The sequence below is a fragment of the Flavobacterium sp. YO64 genome, assembly GCF_004119505.1.
Taxonomy (GTDB): Bacteria; Bacteroidota; Bacteroidia; order Flavobacteriales; family Flavobacteriaceae; genus Flavobacterium; species Flavobacterium oncorhynchi.
On sequence record NZ_NRQV01000002.1, the window covers coordinates 38,962 to 53,937 of the forward strand.

General features: G+C 33.7%; 15 protein-coding genes. All 15 read right to left on the minus strand.

Features of this window, described 5'->3' with window-relative positions; genetic code table 11:
- Positions 1–438 precede the first annotated feature (438 nt).
- The 15 genes from BOW57_RS01515 to BOW57_RS01585 all read right to left on the minus strand — a co-directional run bounded on the left by BOW57_RS01515 (position 439) and on the right by BOW57_RS01585 (position 14,826).
- Complete coding sequence (locus tag BOW57_RS01515) at positions 439–1,212, minus strand: Bax inhibitor-1/YccA family protein (RefSeq protein WP_129052803.1); 774 nt, start codon at positions 1,210–1,212, stop codon at positions 439–441.
- Positions 1,213–1,373: 161 nt separating this feature from the next.
- The gene (locus tag BOW57_RS01520; protein WP_129052804.1) at positions 1,374–2,765 is read right to left on the minus strand and encodes an NADH-quinone oxidoreductase subunit N; all 1,392 of its coding nucleotides are present in this window, start codon (positions 2,763–2,765) and stop codon (positions 1,374–1,376) included.
- Positions 2,766–2,904: 139 nt separating this feature from the next.
- A complete protein-coding gene (locus BOW57_RS01525; protein WP_129052805.1) occupies positions 2,905–4,344 on the minus strand; it encodes a NuoM family protein in 1,440 nt (479 codons plus the stop codon).
- A gap of 10 nt (positions 4,345–4,354) precedes the next feature.
- On the minus strand, positions 4,355–6,238 hold the full coding sequence (nuoL, locus tag BOW57_RS01530) for an NADH-quinone oxidoreductase subunit L (protein ID WP_129052806.1): 1,884 nt from the start codon (positions 6,236–6,238) through the stop codon (positions 4,355–4,357).
- 7 nt (positions 6,239–6,245) lie between these two features.
- Entirely contained in the window at positions 6,246–6,566 is a 321-nt protein-coding gene (nuoK, locus tag BOW57_RS01535; protein ID WP_012023318.1) for an NADH-quinone oxidoreductase subunit NuoK, read from the minus strand.
- A complete protein-coding gene (locus BOW57_RS01540) occupies positions 6,566–7,105 on the minus strand; it encodes an NADH-quinone oxidoreductase subunit J (protein WP_089053686.1) in 540 nt (179 codons plus the stop codon). The genes nuoK and BOW57_RS01540 overlap by 1 nt, the downstream gene beginning before the upstream one ends.
- A complete protein-coding gene (locus tag BOW57_RS01545) occupies positions 7,105–7,650 on the minus strand; it encodes an NADH-quinone oxidoreductase subunit I (RefSeq protein WP_089053687.1) in 546 nt (181 codons plus the stop codon). The genes BOW57_RS01540 and BOW57_RS01545 overlap by 1 nt, the downstream gene beginning before the upstream one ends.
- Positions 7,651–7,736: 86 nt before the next feature.
- Positions 7,737–8,789 carry an NADH-quinone oxidoreductase subunit NuoH gene (nuoH, locus tag BOW57_RS01550; protein WP_129052807.1) on the minus strand — a complete coding sequence of 351 codons (1,053 nt, stop codon included), beginning with the start codon at positions 8,787–8,789 and terminating at the stop codon, positions 7,737–7,739.
- A 3-nt stretch (positions 8,790–8,792) separates the two neighbouring features.
- On the minus strand, positions 8,793–9,824 hold the full coding sequence (locus BOW57_RS01555) for a 2Fe-2S iron-sulfur cluster-binding protein (protein WP_089053689.1): 1,032 nt from the start codon (positions 9,822–9,824) through the stop codon (positions 8,793–8,795).
- A gap of 93 nt (positions 9,825–9,917) precedes the next feature.
- Positions 9,918–11,288: an NADH-quinone oxidoreductase subunit NuoF gene (gene nuoF / locus BOW57_RS01560; RefSeq protein ID WP_035646227.1), complete on the minus strand. Its 1,371-nt coding sequence runs from the start codon at positions 11,286–11,288 to the stop codon at positions 9,918–9,920.
- A 1-nt stretch (position 11,289) separates the two neighbouring features.
- A complete protein-coding gene (locus BOW57_RS01565; protein WP_129026019.1) occupies positions 11,290–11,820 on the minus strand; it encodes an NAD(P)H-dependent oxidoreductase subunit E in 531 nt (176 codons plus the stop codon).
- A 158-nt stretch (positions 11,821–11,978) separates the two neighbouring features.
- Complete coding sequence (locus tag BOW57_RS01570; RefSeq protein ID WP_089053691.1) at positions 11,979–13,217, minus strand: NADH-quinone oxidoreductase subunit D; 1,239 nt, start codon at positions 13,215–13,217, stop codon at positions 11,979–11,981.
- A gap of 21 nt (positions 13,218–13,238) precedes the next feature.
- A complete protein-coding gene (locus BOW57_RS01575) occupies positions 13,239–13,760 on the minus strand; it encodes an NADH-quinone oxidoreductase subunit C (RefSeq protein WP_089053692.1) in 522 nt (173 codons plus the stop codon).
- A gap of 1 nt (position 13,761) precedes the next feature.
- Positions 13,762–14,310 (minus strand): NADH-quinone oxidoreductase subunit B, encoded by a 549-nt coding sequence (locus BOW57_RS01580; RefSeq protein WP_057121621.1) that lies wholly within the window; start codon positions 14,308–14,310, stop codon positions 13,762–13,764.
- A 150-nt stretch (positions 14,311–14,460) separates the two neighbouring features.
- Positions 14,461–14,826 carry an NADH-quinone oxidoreductase subunit A gene (locus tag BOW57_RS01585; protein ID WP_089053801.1) on the minus strand — a complete coding sequence of 122 codons (366 nt, stop codon included), beginning with the start codon at positions 14,824–14,826 and terminating at the stop codon, positions 14,461–14,463.
- Positions 14,827–14,976 lie beyond the last annotated feature (150 nt).

The window sequence follows — 14,976 nt, forward strand, 5'->3', positions numbered from 1 at the left end:
TTATTTTTTTAGCATTAAAAAAATATATAGTTTAAAATTTTTGTATTTTGGTTTTTTATTATGTAATAAATTGCATTAATTGTAATTTATTACATAATATCTAAAATCTTTGTTAAGTCTTATTTTTATTACTTTTTTTTTAAACACAAGCGCTGCTTGAAATTTTTATGAGGTGTCTCTTTTTTAATTTTTTAAATTTTTTTGGCAAATTTGTTAAAGAGAGAAAAAGATTACTTTTATAAAGAAAAATAAAAATTAAAAGGATTGATGAACGCGGAAAAGAGATACATGGATATTTGTTTTGCTCTTAAAATTAAATAGAGTATCGTCTAAAATGAAATTGTGTTATTCTATTCTTCTGTTTTTTGAAATGTATACGCATAAAAAAAAGCCTTTTTGATAATCAAAAAGGCTTTTAGAGTATGGTAAAACTAGTATTTAGTCTTTACTAGATAGTTTCGATAATAATCTTAAAAATTCAACATACAACCAAACTAAAGTGATCATTAGTCCCATTGCGCCAAACCATTCCATATATTTTGGCATTCTTTGTTGTACCCCTTTTTCAATTTGATCAAAATCTAAAAATAAATTTAAAGCAGCAATAACAATTACAAAAACACTAATTCCAATACTCATCATAGAATTTCCATGATGCACAGGAGTCCAGCTTGTAAACATTGAAACTACCCACGAAATTAAGTAATAAGTTGCGATTGCTAATGTCGATGCAACAACAACAGATTTGAATTGCTCTGTAACTTTAACAATTCTGAATTTATACAATCCTAAACAAACTAGAAAGGTTACAAGAGTTGCACCAACCGCATTAACAACGATTCCCGGATATTGTAATTCAAAAATTGCAGATATTCCTCCAATAAATAAACCTTCAAAAAGAGCATATCCAGGAGCTAAGTATGGAGAAGCTTGCGGTTTAAAAGCAGAAATAATAACTAAAATTAATCCAACAATTGCACCGCCAATTGCAGGCAGCATTGGATTCATCCCGTTAAATGCCATCCACCATGTAATCATAGATGATGCGCATAATATTAAAAATAAAATTGCTGTTTTATTAATAGTACCAGACAAAGTCATTTCCTGATTGTAATCAATAATTTTTGCTTCGTGTACTTCTTCAGCTCTTGAAACTGCATTTGATGAAAAACGCTTGTTGCTTAAAAATGGATTTTTTGAATTGAAGGCCATAGTTTTAATACATTTAATTGAACCCAAATATATGGAGTTTTTTCGAGGTGTGGCGGCTTGAGCTAAATTTTTAACATGATTTTCTCTTCTATAAAAAGCAGGTAAAAAAAAAGTCCATCAAAAAAAATCTTGATGGACTCGTGTTTATTTTGAAGTAAATTTTAATTCAGTAGATCTAAAACTAATGATGGAAATAACCCTAAAACAATATTTAAAACAATTGAAACAACTGCAACTGCATAAATAAGAAATGGTTTTCCTGTGCGTTTTTCGTTAGGTTCTTTAGAATACATTGCCAAAATAAGTTTGAAATAATATCCAACACTTATAATTGAATTAATTACTGCTACAATAACTAAAGCAATATATCCCGCTTGAATGGTTTGATTGAATAAGAATAATTTTGCGAAGAATCCAGAGAAAATAGGAATACCAGCCATAGATAACAATGAACCAGTTAAGATGGCTGCCAATAATGGATTTGTTTTTCCAAGTCCGTGGAAGTTCGTAATATCTTCGTTATCCTGATTTTTGCAAACATATAGAATAACACTAAAAGCTGCAATTCCTGCTAAAGCATAAGCTGATGTATAATACAATAAAGTACCTGCAGATGTTGCAATAGATAAGAACGTCATTAACATGAAACCTGCGTGTGAGATTCCTGAAAATGCTAACATACGTTTTACATTTACTTGACGTAATGCCATTATGTTTCCAACTGTCATTGACGCAATTGAAATAATTACAATGATATTTTCAAATGTTCCTAAAAGTTCTTGATTTTCAAGAGATGGAATTAAATTTAGTCCAGCAACTAATTTGTAAAGAGTTGCAATCGCTACAACTTTTGCCAAAGTACTCATTAAAGCAGTTGTTAAAGCTGGAGAACCTTCGTAAACGTCTGGTGCCCAGAAATGAAATGGAACAGCAGCAATTTTAAAAAACATTCCAATTATCATTAAAACCATTCCGATTGGAAACCAGATTGGAAGTTCGGCAGATAAAGAACTTTCGTGAATTTCTGTAACATCAAAAGTTCCCATTGCTCCGTAAATCAAACAAATTCCAAATAAAATAATTCCAGATGCAAAAGATCCCATAAGGAAATATTTCATACCTGCTTCATTACTTTTGATGTTCAAACGATCGCTTGCTGCAAGAACATATAATGCGATAGATAAAATTTCGATTCCAAGGAAAAACATAGCTAAGTTTCCAAAAGAAACCATAGCAACGGCTCCCGCTAGTAAAAAGATTTTTATAGCAATGAAATCTGAAATTTTCGATTGATGATTTTCGTAAAAATTATGACTTAATGCTACAAGGAAAATAGTCAGAATAATAAATAATGATGAAAAGGCAGTCGAGAATTTATCTACTGCAATCATATTATTGTAATAACTTGCTGTTGATCCAAATTCGTAAAAGTTAAGTGCCAAAACGCCCAATAAACCTACAATGGTAAACGGAACGATGCCTTTTCTAAAATTTAGAATTTCAAACAATAGGCAAAAAATACCCAATCCTGTTATAGCTATTAATGTATTCATTTTTGTTTTTTTGATTTAGGAAATCTAAAACGCCCTAATTTATTTTATTTAAAATATATTTTTATTTTCTTCAGCATTTTAATTCTTTTAGTTTCGGATAAATCTGAAATCAAAATTCGTTAATCTGCATTCTAAAATCTTAGTTTTTATTGATAACGTTTAAAATCGTTTCTAAACTTGGTGTAATTAAATCTGTAATTGGTTTTGGATAAAATCCAAAGAAAATTAATACAGCGATAATTGCTACCATCGAAATTCCTTCGTTTACAGAAACATCTGCAAAAGTTCTTGAATTGGTTTCGCCCAACATCACATTTTGAAACATTTTAAGCATATAGTAAGCTCCTAAAATAATCGTTGTTCCACCTAAAACAGCAAACCAAATATTAATTTGAGATAAACTGTATAATACTGTAAATTCTCCAACAAAGTTAAAAGTAGTTGGCAAGGCAACAGAGGCTAAAACCAAAATTAAAAACATTGAAGTGAATTTTGGAGATTGCGTACGGATTCCTCCTAATTCGCTGATTTCTCTAGTTTCAAATCTTCTGTAGATAATTTCTGCAGCATAAAATAATCCAACTACGACAAAACCGTGAGCGATCATTTGCATAACAGCACCTCTAAAACCATCAATAGTTAAAGTGTAAGTTCCTGCAGCAATTAATCCAACGTGAGCAAGAGATGAATAAGCCAATAATTTCTTTAAATCTTTTTGTCTTAATGCTACGATTGAACCGTAGATAACTCCAGCAATTCCTAAAGCGATAAAGATGTTCATGTATTCTTTCGCCGCAAGAGGTGCAATTGGCAATTGCCAGCGAATTACACTGTACAATCCCATTTTTAACATGATACCAGATAAAAGCATTGTTCCAACAGTTGGTGCTTTTTGGTACACATTTGCCTGCCATGTGTGGAAAGGAATGATTGGAATTTTGATAGCATACGCTAAGAAGAATGCCAAGAAAATCCAGAATTGCTCGCAAGCTGATAATTCTACTTTGTATAAATCTTCGATTAAGAAGCTGCCTGCTTTTTGATATAAATAGATAAAAGCGGTCAACATGAATAAAGAACCTGCAAGTGTGTAAATAAAGAATTTTACAACCGCTTTTCTTCTTTCTTCAGCATCGCCATTACCCCAAATAAGAGCAATAAAGTAAATAGGAATAAGAGCTAGCTCCCAGAAAATATAATATAAAAGACCATCTGCAGCCAAGAAAGTTCCTGTCATTGCAAACGCCATGAATAAGATCAAAGAATAAAAGGCTTTTGAATTTTTATATTCATTTCCAAAAGAAGAAAATATAATAATTGGAGTCAAAGCAGTTGTCAATAAAAGCATTGCAATTGCTAATCCATCAGCATTTAAAGCGAATGAAATTTTAGGCTGTGTGATCCAAGCATTGATAAGGCCGATATTTTCACCAGCATTAAAATGGTTTAACAATACAACCGAACAGCCTAAAGCTGCCAAACTAAAGAACAAAGCTACTTTTGAAGCGAGTTTGTCACCTGCAAAATAGGTGATAAATGCACCAACTAAAAGAATAATTAATATAAGAGAAACGTTCATAGTTATAAAATTATTGAGCTAAAAATAAATAAGAAACAATTGCGCAAAGACCTAAAACGAAAGCAAAAAGATATAATCCGATACTTCCAGTCTGCAGTTTTTTACCCTGAAAAGCTAATTCATTTGCTATTTTTCCTAATCCGAACACAAGTGCTGATAAGCCAGTTTCGATATAATCTCTAAAGAATCTTGATAATCCGTTTATAGAGCGAACAAATATCGCATCGTAAGCTTCATCAACATAATATTTGTTGTATAATACTTTTGTTAAACCTGTAATGTTTTCGTCAGTTTCAGGAACATTATCTTGTTTAAAGTATTTTACGTAAGCAATTAAAATTCCTAATAAACCGCCTAACACAGCAACACCCATTAAAGTGTATTCTGTTGTTCCTAAATGGTGTTCTTCGCCAGCAGCTTTTGAGAAAAGAGGAGCTAAATATTCATTTAACCAGCTGTTTCCAGGTAAACTGATTAGTCCGCCAAAAGTTGCTAAAATCGCTAAAATGATTAATGGAATTGTAATTAATGAACCACTTTCGTGTAAGTGATGTTTTTGCTCTTCAGTTCCTCTAAATTCTTTAAAGAAAGTTAAGAACATTAAACGGAACATATAGAAAGCTGTCATGATTGAAGCAACAGATCCAACAACGTATAACGGGATACTATGGTGGAAAGCTGTCATTAAGATTTCATCTTTTGAGAAGAAACCTGAGAAAAATGGAACTCCTGAAATGGCTAATGAAGAAATCAACATAGTCCAGAAAGTGATTGGCATTGCTTTACGCAAACCACCCATTTTACGCATATCCTGCTCACCATGTAAACCGTGAATAACAGAACCTGATCCTAAGAATAAACAAGCTTTAAAGAAAGCGTGTGTGATTACGTGAAATACAGCTACTTCATAAGCTCCAAATCCTAATGCTAAAAACATTAATCCTAATTGAGAAACAGTTGAGTAAGCTAATACTTTTTTAATATCTGTTTGAACTAAACCAATTGTAGCTGCAACTAATGAAGTTATTGCTCCAATAATGGCAATTACGTTTTGTACATCTGTTGCAAGATCAAAAACAAAGTTTAATCTTGTTACCATGAAAATACCAGCTGTTACCATCGTAGCCGCGTGAATTAAAGCAGAAACCGGAGTTGGTCCAGCCATCGCATCTGGTAACCAAGTATACAATGGAATCTGTGCAGATTTACCACAAGCTCCAATAAACAAACATAAAGCTGCTAAAGAAAGTAATGGTAAGTTTAGATCTGTTGTTCCAGCGATTGCAGTTTTTAAAGTGGTATAATCTAAAGTAGAGAACATTGAACCAATGATGAACATACCAATTAAAAGACCTAAATCTCCAATTCTGTTCATAATGAAAGCTTTCTTTGCTGCATCGTTGTAATCTTGGTTTTTGTGCCAAAATCCGATTAATAAATAAGAGCAAAGTCCAACACCTTCCCAACCGATGAATAAAACTAATAAGTTGCTTCCAATTACAAGAGTAATCATAAAGAATACGAACAGATTTAAATACGCAAAAAATTTGTGCATATTCTCATCGTCATGCATGTAACTGATAGAGTATAAGTGAATCAAAGATCCAATTCCGGTTACGAAAAGTAACCAAAGAACAGATAATTGATCTAATAAAAATCCAAGATTGATTTTTATGTTACTAATTTGAATCCAATCAAATAAAGTAACTTCAATTGCTTTTCCAGTTGAAGTTATTTGATTAAAAAGAACAAGAGTAACTATAAAAGAAACAGCCACGGCAGCAGTTCCGATAAATCCGGAAACTGTTTTTCCTAAGCTTTTCCCAAAGAAAACATTAATTAAAAATCCTAAAAAAGGAGCTAAAACTAAAACTAAAGCTAAATTGGTATCCATTTCTATTTTATCCTTTTAAATTTTTTAAATTATCGATACTAATTGAGCCAATGTTTCTGAAAATCGAAACAAGAATAGCCAATCCTACTGCAACTTCAGCCGCAGCAACTGCCATCGAAAAGAATACAAAAACTTGTCCTTGTGCATCTTGATGATAAGTTGAAAAAGCCACAAATAAAAGGTTTACTGCATTCAACATGATTTCGATAGACATGAAAACGATAATAGAGTTTCGTCTGTACAATACACCAAAAACACCAATACAAAAAAGTACAACACTTAAAAAGATGTAATTTTCAATACCTATTTGATTTAATATATTACCCATTATTTATTTAATTTTTCTTTTTTAGACAATAATACAGTTCCAATCATCGCAACCAAAAGTAAAATCGAAGCAAATTCAAATGGCACCATATATTCGTTCAACAATATTTTACCCAATACTTTAATAGATTGGAAATCTTCTCCAGTTGAATCATATTCACCAACAATAGGTTTAGAGTTAATGAATATTGCAATTAAAACCACGCAAATCAAACAGAAAGAAACAATAGCTCCTAAACGTGTGATTCTTGGTCGGTGAACTTCTCGCTGTTCGTTTAGGTTCATCAACATAATGGTAAACAGGAACAGAATCATAATTGCTCCAGAATAGACTATTATATGTACAATTGCTAAAAATTGTGAGTTCAATAATAAATAATGACCAGCAATAGAGAAGAAACAAATCACTAAGTAAATTGCTGAGTGAATTGGATTTCTGCTAAAAATGGTTAAAAAAGCAGTTATTACGGTGATAAACGCTAAGAAACAAAATATAATTTGTACAGTTGTTGCGTGTGCAAAATCAGGAATATGTATCATTAGTTAGCGTTATTTAATTGTGAGTTTTTAATAGCCATTTCTAAAGGCATCACTAATTTATCTTTTCCAAAAATGAAATCTTCTCTTTCATAATTAGCAGGAACTAATACTTTAGAAGTTGTCAAATAGATAGCATCTTTCGGGCAAGCCTCTTCACACAATCCACAAAAAATACAACGAAGCATGTTTATTTCATAAATCGAAGCGTATTTTTCTTCTCTGTATAAATGTTTTTCATCTGGTTTACGTTCAGCAGCTTTCATTGTAATTGCTTCTGCAGGGCATGATAAAGCACATAATCCGCAAGCAGTACAATTTTCGCGGCCTTGCTCGTCACGTTTCAACATGTGTTGACCACGATAAACAGGGCTCATTTCACGAACTTCTTCTGGATAGTGAATCGTAATTTTTTTTCTAAAAAGGTGCTTAAGCGTAATAGCAAGACCTTTTACAATCGCCACAAGATACAATCGTTCCAAAAAAGACATCTCTTTATTAGAGACCACTTTTTTTCTACCCGATAATGATATAGTTTCTATTGACATTTCTTAATCTATGATTTATGATTTTCAATTTGAGATCAATCAAATTTTAAATCTATTTTATTTTTATTTGAAGCCAGTTACGGTTCTTAGAATCCTAAAGCTGCTGCGATATCGTGTCTTAAAATAACAGCACCCGTAATCATAATATTAATAATCGAAAGCGGAATTAAAATTCTCCAGCCTAAGTTCATTAATTGGTCATATCTAAATCTTGGAATCGTCCAACGAACCCACATGTAAAAGAATATGAAGAAACATATTTTTACAAATAATACCGCAATTCCTAAAAGATTAGCTGTGTTTACTCCAACATTTTCTACCATCCATTGCATTCCTGGGTAATTGTAACCTCCAAAGAATAAAACAGAAATAATAGTAGCAGAGATAAACATACTTGCATATTCAGCAAATAAATAGAATCCCATTTTCATTGATGAATATTCTGTATGATAACCTCCGATTAATTCGTTTTCACATTCCGCTAAGTCAAACGGTGTTCTGTTAGTTTCTGCAAATGAACAAATTAAGAAGATTAAGAATGATAAAGGCTGATAAAAAACATTCCAGTTCATTCCTTGCTGTTGTAATGAAATTTCTCTTAAACTCATTGTTCCTGTCATCATCAATAAAGCGATCATTGATAATCCCATTGCAACTTCATAAGAAACCATTTGTGAAGCTGCACGAACAGCTCCCATTAAAGAGAATTTATTGTTTGAAGCCCATCCACCAATCATGATACCATAAACTCCAACAGAAAGAACTCCAAAAATGTATAGTAAAGCAATATTTACATCAGTTGCCTGAAGATAAATATCTCTTCCAAAAAGATGCAGTTTATCTCCCCACGGAATTACAGCACTTGTCATTAAAGCTGTACTCATTGCAATTGCAGGACCTACAACGAATAAAAATTTGTTTGGCGTGTTTGGAAAAAATTCTTCTTTTGAGAATAATTTCATACCATCGGCAAGGGGTTGCAATAAACCTCCCCAACCTGCACGGTTTGGACCAACACGGTCTTGAAGAAAAGCAGCAACTTTACGTTCAGCCCAAGTAGAGTACATTGCCATAATCATTGTTACCGCAAAAACGACAACAATAACAACACTTTTTTCTATAATAAATGCACTTTCCATTTCTTAAACTTTTTTATCATTAGTAGTTAATGGAATTGCTGCCATACTAATTTTTTTACGGTCAATATCTCTACCTAAAAGAATATTCTTCTCTGTATCGATTTCAACTTTCTCTAATTTTTGAGTGTAGTTATTTTGGTTGATAACAGAATCTTTCTCAAATTCTCTTGGTCCTTCAATAACCCAGTCATTAACGTTTTTGTGATCAAAACGACAGCTGTTGCAGATGAATTCTTCAACTTCATGATACTCATCTTTGCGACCAGTTACACGTTGAATTTCTCCACCAAACATCCAAACTGTAGTTTTACCGCAGCATCCAGGAGTAGTACATTCTCTGTGTGCGTTATAAGGTTTGTTAAACCAAACTCTTGATTTAAAACGGAAAGTTTTGTCGGTTAAAGCTCCAACTGGACAAACGTCAATCATGTTTCCAGAAAACTCATTGTCGATTGCTTTTGAGATTCCCGTAGAAATATTAGCGTGGTCACCACGATCTAATACTCCGTGAACTCTGTTGTCTGTCAATTGATCTGCAACTTGTACACATCTTTGACATAAAATACAACGGTTCATATGCAGTTGAATATTCGGACCAATATCTTCTGGTTCAAATGTTCTTTTTTCTTCAATATAACGTGATTTTGGGTTTCCGTGCTCAAAACTTAAATTTTGAAGATCACATTCACCAGCTTGATCACAAATAGGGCAGTCTAATGGGTGGTTGATCAATAAAAATTCTGTTACAGATTTACGCGCTTCGGTAACTCTGGCAGAAGATTTACTGTTTACTTCCATTCCGTCCATACATCCTGTTACACAAGATGCCATTAATTTTGGCATTGGTCTTGGGTCAGCTTCACTACCTTTAGAAACTTCAACTAAACAACAACGACATTTTCCACCGCTGCCTTTTAATTTTGAGTAATAGCACATGGCTGGCGGTACCAAATCTCCACCAATCATACGTGCAGCCTGCAGGATCGTTGTTCCTGGTTCTACGTCTATACTTTGACCGTCTATGGTTACTTTCATCTCTTTATGATTTGAATGTTGAAAGTCGGAATATTGAAAAGAATTGCTGTCCTTTTTAACATTATGAACTTTATAACTTTCTGCTTTTTATTTTTATACGATTACTTTACCGCCTACTAAATGCTTTACTTGTGAAAAAGGTTCAGCAACAAAGTGATCTCTATTTTTAATTTTTTCTGGAAAACGAACGTGATATTCGAATTCATCTCTAAAGTGACGAATCGCAGCTGCTACTGGCCAAGAAGCGGCGTCACCAAGCGGACAAATTGTGTTTCCTTCAATTTTACTCTGAATGCTCCACAATAATTCGATATCTTCTTCACGGCCTTGACCGTTTTCGATTCTCCATAAGATTTTTTCTAACCATCCAGTTCCTTCACGGCAAGGTGTACATTGTCCGCAAGATTCATGGTGGTAGAAACGAGCAAAGTTCCAAGTGTTTCTTACGACACAAGCTGTATCGTTGTAAACAATAAATCCTCCAGAACCTAACATAGATCCAGTAGCAAAACCACCATCACTTAAAGATTCGTAAGTCATTAAACGATCTTCGCCATTTGCTGTTTTGAAAATCAATTCAGCTGGTAAAATCGGCACAGAAGAACCTCCTGGTACAAATGCTTTTAAAGGACGGCTTGAAGACATTCCTCCTAAATATTCATCAGAATTCATGAATTCGTCAACACTTAAACCTAATTCAATTTCATAAACCCCAGGATTTTTGATGTGTCCAGAAGCAGAAATTAATTTAGTTCCAGTAGAACGTCCAATTCCAATTTTTGCATAATCGTCACCAGAATTGTTTACAATCCAAGGCACCGTTGCGATAGTTTCAACATTGTTTACAACTGTTGGATTTGCCCAAAGTCCTGAAACCGCAGGGAAAGGTGGTTTAATACGAGGATTTCCTCTTTTACCTTCCAAAGATTCAATAAGTGCAGTTTCTTCTCCACAAATATAAGCTCCAGCTCCACAGTGAACGTGAAGTTCAAGATCGTAACCTGAACCTAATATATTTTTTCCTAACCAGCCTGCAGCTTTAGCCTCGGCGATTGCTCTTTCTAAAATTTTGAAAACCCACATATATTCTCCACGAATGTAGATATACGAAAGGTTTGCACCTAAAGCGTAACTAGAAGTAATCATTCCTTCGATCAATAAGTGAGGAATAAATTCCATCAAATAACGATCCTTGAAAGTTCCAGGTTCAGATTCGTCGGCGTTGCAAACTAAGTGTCTTGGTTTTCCTGATTTTTTGTCAATAAAACTCCATTTCATTCCGGCAGGGAAACCCGCGCCGCCACGACCACGAAGACCTGATTTTTTTACTTCTTCAGTAACTTCATCTGGTGTAAGTGTTTTTAAAGCTTTTTCTACAGAAGCGTATCCGCCATTTTGACGATATACTTCGTAGGTTTTAATTCCAGGAATATTGATTTTATCTAATAATATTTTTTGTGACATCTTATTTATCGTGTAATATTATTTTATCATCTCTACAATCAGCGATTAACTGATCGATTTTATCTTCTGTCAATTTCTCTTTGTAGAAATCGCCTAACTGCATCATAGGAGCGTATCCGCAAGCACCTAAACATTCTACGCCAGCAATGGTAAACATTCCGTCTGGAGTAGTTTCCCCCATTTTAATGCCTAATTTTTCAGAAGTATAATCCATTAAATTTTCGGCACCGTTTAAACAACAACAAGAAGTCTGGCAAAATTCAAACATGTACTTCCCAATTGGTTTTTGGTTGAACATGGTATAAAAAGTAACCACTTCATAAACCTCGATTGGTTTTATCTGAAGAATCTCGGCAACTTTGTCTTGCAATTCAATGCTAAGCCAGTTGTTATGCGCATCCTGCACTTCGTGCAAAACAGGCAGTAAAGCCGATTTTTGTTTGCCTTCTGGATAATGACTAATCAATTCATTGATACGAGCGATCAATGCCTCAGTCATATTTATTTCTTGTTTGTAATGTTTACGTTCCATTTTATTTTAGATTTTAGATTTAAGGCTTAAGATTTTTTAATCTGTTGTCTTTAAATCCATATTCTGCAATCTTTGTTTAAGTTTTAGATTCTTCAATCTGAATTTTTCAATTCCTAACTGTAATTTTTAAATCTACAATCTAAAATCTACAATCTTTTTTAGGCGTCTAATTCTCCTGCAATTACGTTTAAACTCGAAAGGATAACAATTGCATCAGAAAGTAATGAACCCTTAATCATTTCAGGATATGCTTGGTAATAAATAAAACAAGGTCTTCTGAAATGTAATCTATATGGAGTTCTGCTTCCGTCTGTAACTAAATAGAATCCAATTTCTCCGTTTCCTCCTTCAACAGGGTGGTAAATTTCTGCAACTGGTACAGGAACTTCTCCCATTACAATCTTAAAGTGATAAATTAAAGATTCCATAGAAGTGTAAACATCTTCTTTTGGAGGAAGGTAGTAATCAGGAACTTCTGCGTGGTATTCGTTTCCAGCCGGCATTTTATCCAAAGCTTGACGAATAATGCTTAAACTTTCCCAAACTTCGGCGTTACGAACGCAGAAACGATCGTAAGTGTCACCTGATTTTCCAACAGGAACATTAAATTCGAAGTCTTCGTAAGAAGAGTAAGGCTGTGCAACACGAACATCATAGTCAATTCCGGCAGCACGTAAGTTTGGACCTGTAAATCCGTAAGCCATTGCCTGCTCTGCTGAAATTGCGCCTACGTTTACAGTTCTATCAAGGAAAATTCTGTTTCTTTCGAATAAGTTAACGAACTCTTGCCAAGCAACAGGAAAATCTTTTAAGAAAACATCTAGTTTGCGAAAAGCTTCTGGTGACCAGTCTCTTTCGAAACCACCAATTCTTCCCATATTTGTTGTTAAACGAGCACCACAAATTTCTTCGTAAATCTCATAAACTTTTTCTCTGAATTGAAAAACGTATAAGAAACCAGTATAAGCACCAGTATCTACTCCTAGAATCGAGTTACAAATTAAGTGATCGGTAATACGAGCAAGCTCCATTACAATAACTCTTAAGTATTGTGCTCTTTTAGGAACTTCAATATTTAGTAATTTCTCTAAAGTCATCCACCATCCCATATTGTTAATAGGAGAGGAGCAATAGTTCATACGATCTGTAAGAGGTGTGATTTGATAGAAAGGACGATTTTCAGCAATTTTCTCAAAAGCTCTATGGATGTAACCAATAGTTGGTTCAGCCTCTAGTATTCTTTCACCATCCATTAATAGGATGTTTTGAAAAATACCGTGAGTCGCAGGATGCGTTGGTCCTAAATTCAGAACCGAAAGCTCGCTTCCGTCTTCGTTTAGTTTGTCCTTAATTATTTTAGCATAACGATGCTCTGGTGGTAATAATAGTTCTGACATTTTATAATGTTGAATTATTTTTTAGCAATTTGTTGTTGTTCTTCCAAAGAATCTGTCGTCTTTATCAGTTCTTCCGCTGTCTTCCATTGGGAATTCTTTTCTCATTGGGAAAGACACCATTTCGTCCATATTCAAAATACGTTTCAATTGCGGGTGACCAATAAAATTGATTCCGAAGAAATCGTATGTTTCTCTTTCCATCCAGTTTGAACTTAAGAAAATATTTGAAACGGTTTTGATCTCTGGTTTTTCACCATTCAAGTAAACTTTGATTTTAATACGTTTGTTTTCGTACCAGTTGTGCAAGTGATAAACTATCGCAAATTGACGATCTGTGTCGTTGTCTGGATAATGAATGCCGCATAAGTCTGTTAAGAAGTGAAAACGTAAATCAGAATCATTTTTCAGGAAAAGGATCAATGCTGTGATTTTTTCAGGAGTTGTTTCTAATGAAAAAATATCTCTTTCTTGTTGAAAGTTAAAAACACTTGTATCAAATGTTTCTGTAAGTTTATCTTGAATCAGGGTATTTTCTAAAGCCATCTTATGAAATGTTATAGGAAGCTAATAATTCTTGGTATTCTGGAGAGCTTCTGCGTCTAACAGATTCGCTTTTTACCAATTCTTGTAATCTCATTACTCCGTCAACGATTTGTTCTGGTCTTGGAGGACATCCTGGAACGTAAACGTCAACCGGGATTACTTTGTCAATTCCTTGCAGAACTGAGTACGTGTCGAAAACACCTCCCGATGAAGCACAAGCTCCAACGGCAATTACCCAGCGAGGTTCAGACATTTGTTCGTAAACTTGTCTTAAAATCGGGGCCATTTTTTTTGAAATTGTTCCCATTACTAATAACATATCTGCTTGACGAGGAGAGAAACTCACACGCTCAGATCCAAATCGTGCTAAATCGTAATGTGAAGCCATTGTTGCCATAAACTCAATTCCGCAGCAAGATGTTGCAAATGGTAAAGGCCAAAGAGAATTCGCGCGTGCCAAACCTACAACATCATTTAGTTTTGTTGCGAAGAAACCTTCACCAACAACACCTTCAGGTGGCGCAACCATATTTACATTTGAATCGCTCATTTTTATTTTAGATTGTAGATTTCTGATTTTAGATTTTTAATCTTGAAATCGAAATCAATATTTTAAAAAATCAACATTGTATTTTAAGAATTTATCTTTCAAATCTATTCCGACAGCTATCGGGACTAAAATCTGAAATCTAAAATTTCCTTATTCCCAGTCTAAAGCTTTCTTTTTGATGATGTAGAAAAAACCAACTAAAAGCAATGACATAAAAACAATCATTTTCAGCATTCCTTCAATACCAAGTTCTTTAAAATTTACTGCCCAAGGATAAAGAAAAATCACCTCTACGTCAAACAATACAAACAGGATGGCAACTAGGAAATATTTTACTGAAAAAGGAATACGTGCATTACCAACAGATTCGATCCCGCACTCGAAGTTTTTATCTTTAACTTCAGAGGTTCTTTTTGGGCCTAATTTTCCAGAAATAATGATTGTTCCTACAACAAAACCAACAGCTAGAATGAACTGCATTAAAATAGGAATGTAACTGTATTGATCAGATTGCATAAGCTTAGCTTTTTTACTTAAAGAATAAGCCACAAAGATAACTTTCAATGACGTAAATCACAAACTAAAGGGGGACATAAGTACGCAATGCAACAACGTTTGGGTGTAATTTTTATTGATTATAAATAAGGTCTTAAAATTTTAATATTT

What these genes read in the sequence shown, in the direction of transcription:
- BOW57_RS01555 (WP_089053689.1), bottom strand. Translation starts at nt 9,824, where the DNA reads ATGAAAGTAACCATAGACGGTCAAAGTATAGACGTAGAACCAGGAACA.
- BOW57_RS01545 (WP_089053687.1), bottom strand. Translation starts at nt 7,650, where the DNA reads ATGTCAATAGAAACTATATCATTATCGGGTAGAAAAAAAGTGGTCTCT.
- nuoF (WP_035646227.1), bottom strand. Translation starts at nt 11,288, where the DNA reads ATGTCACAAAAAATATTATTAGATAAAATCAATATTCCTGGAATTAAA.
- BOW57_RS01575 (WP_089053692.1), bottom strand. Translation starts at nt 13,760, where the DNA reads ATGGCTTTAGAAAATACCCTGATTCAAGATAAACTTACAGAAACATTT.
- BOW57_RS01580 (WP_057121621.1), bottom strand. Translation starts at nt 14,310, where the DNA reads ATGAGCGATTCAAATGTAAATATGGTTGCGCCACCTGAAGGTGTTGTT.
- nuoK (WP_012023318.1), bottom strand. Translation starts at nt 6,566, where the DNA reads ATGGGTAATATATTAAATCAAATAGGTATTGAAAATTACATCTTTTTA.
- BOW57_RS01515 (WP_129052803.1), bottom strand. Translation starts at nt 1,212, where the DNA reads ATGGCCTTCAATTCAAAAAATCCATTTTTAAGCAACAAGCGTTTTTCA.
- BOW57_RS01565 (WP_129026019.1), bottom strand. Translation starts at nt 11,820, where the DNA reads ATGGAACGTAAACATTACAAACAAGAAATAAATATGACTGAGGCATTG.
- BOW57_RS01525 (WP_129052805.1), bottom strand. Translation starts at nt 4,344, where the DNA reads ATGAACGTTTCTCTTATATTAATTATTCTTTTAGTTGGTGCATTTATC.
- BOW57_RS01570 (WP_089053691.1), bottom strand. Translation starts at nt 13,217, where the DNA reads ATGTCAGAACTATTATTACCACCAGAGCATCGTTATGCTAAAATAATT.
- BOW57_RS01520 (WP_129052804.1), bottom strand. Translation starts at nt 2,765, where the DNA reads ATGAATACATTAATAGCTATAACAGGATTGGGTATTTTTTGCCTATTG.
- nuoL (WP_129052806.1), bottom strand. Translation starts at nt 6,238, where the DNA reads ATGGATACCAATTTAGCTTTAGTTTTAGTTTTAGCTCCTTTTTTAGGA.
- BOW57_RS01585 (WP_089053801.1), bottom strand. Translation starts at nt 14,826, where the DNA reads ATGCAATCTGATCAATACAGTTACATTCCTATTTTAATGCAGTTCATT.
- BOW57_RS01540 (WP_089053686.1), bottom strand. Translation starts at nt 7,105, where the DNA reads ATGATACATATTCCTGATTTTGCACACGCAACAACTGTACAAATTATA.
- nuoH (WP_129052807.1), bottom strand. Translation starts at nt 8,789, where the DNA reads ATGGAAAGTGCATTTATTATAGAAAAAAGTGTTGTTATTGTTGTCGTT.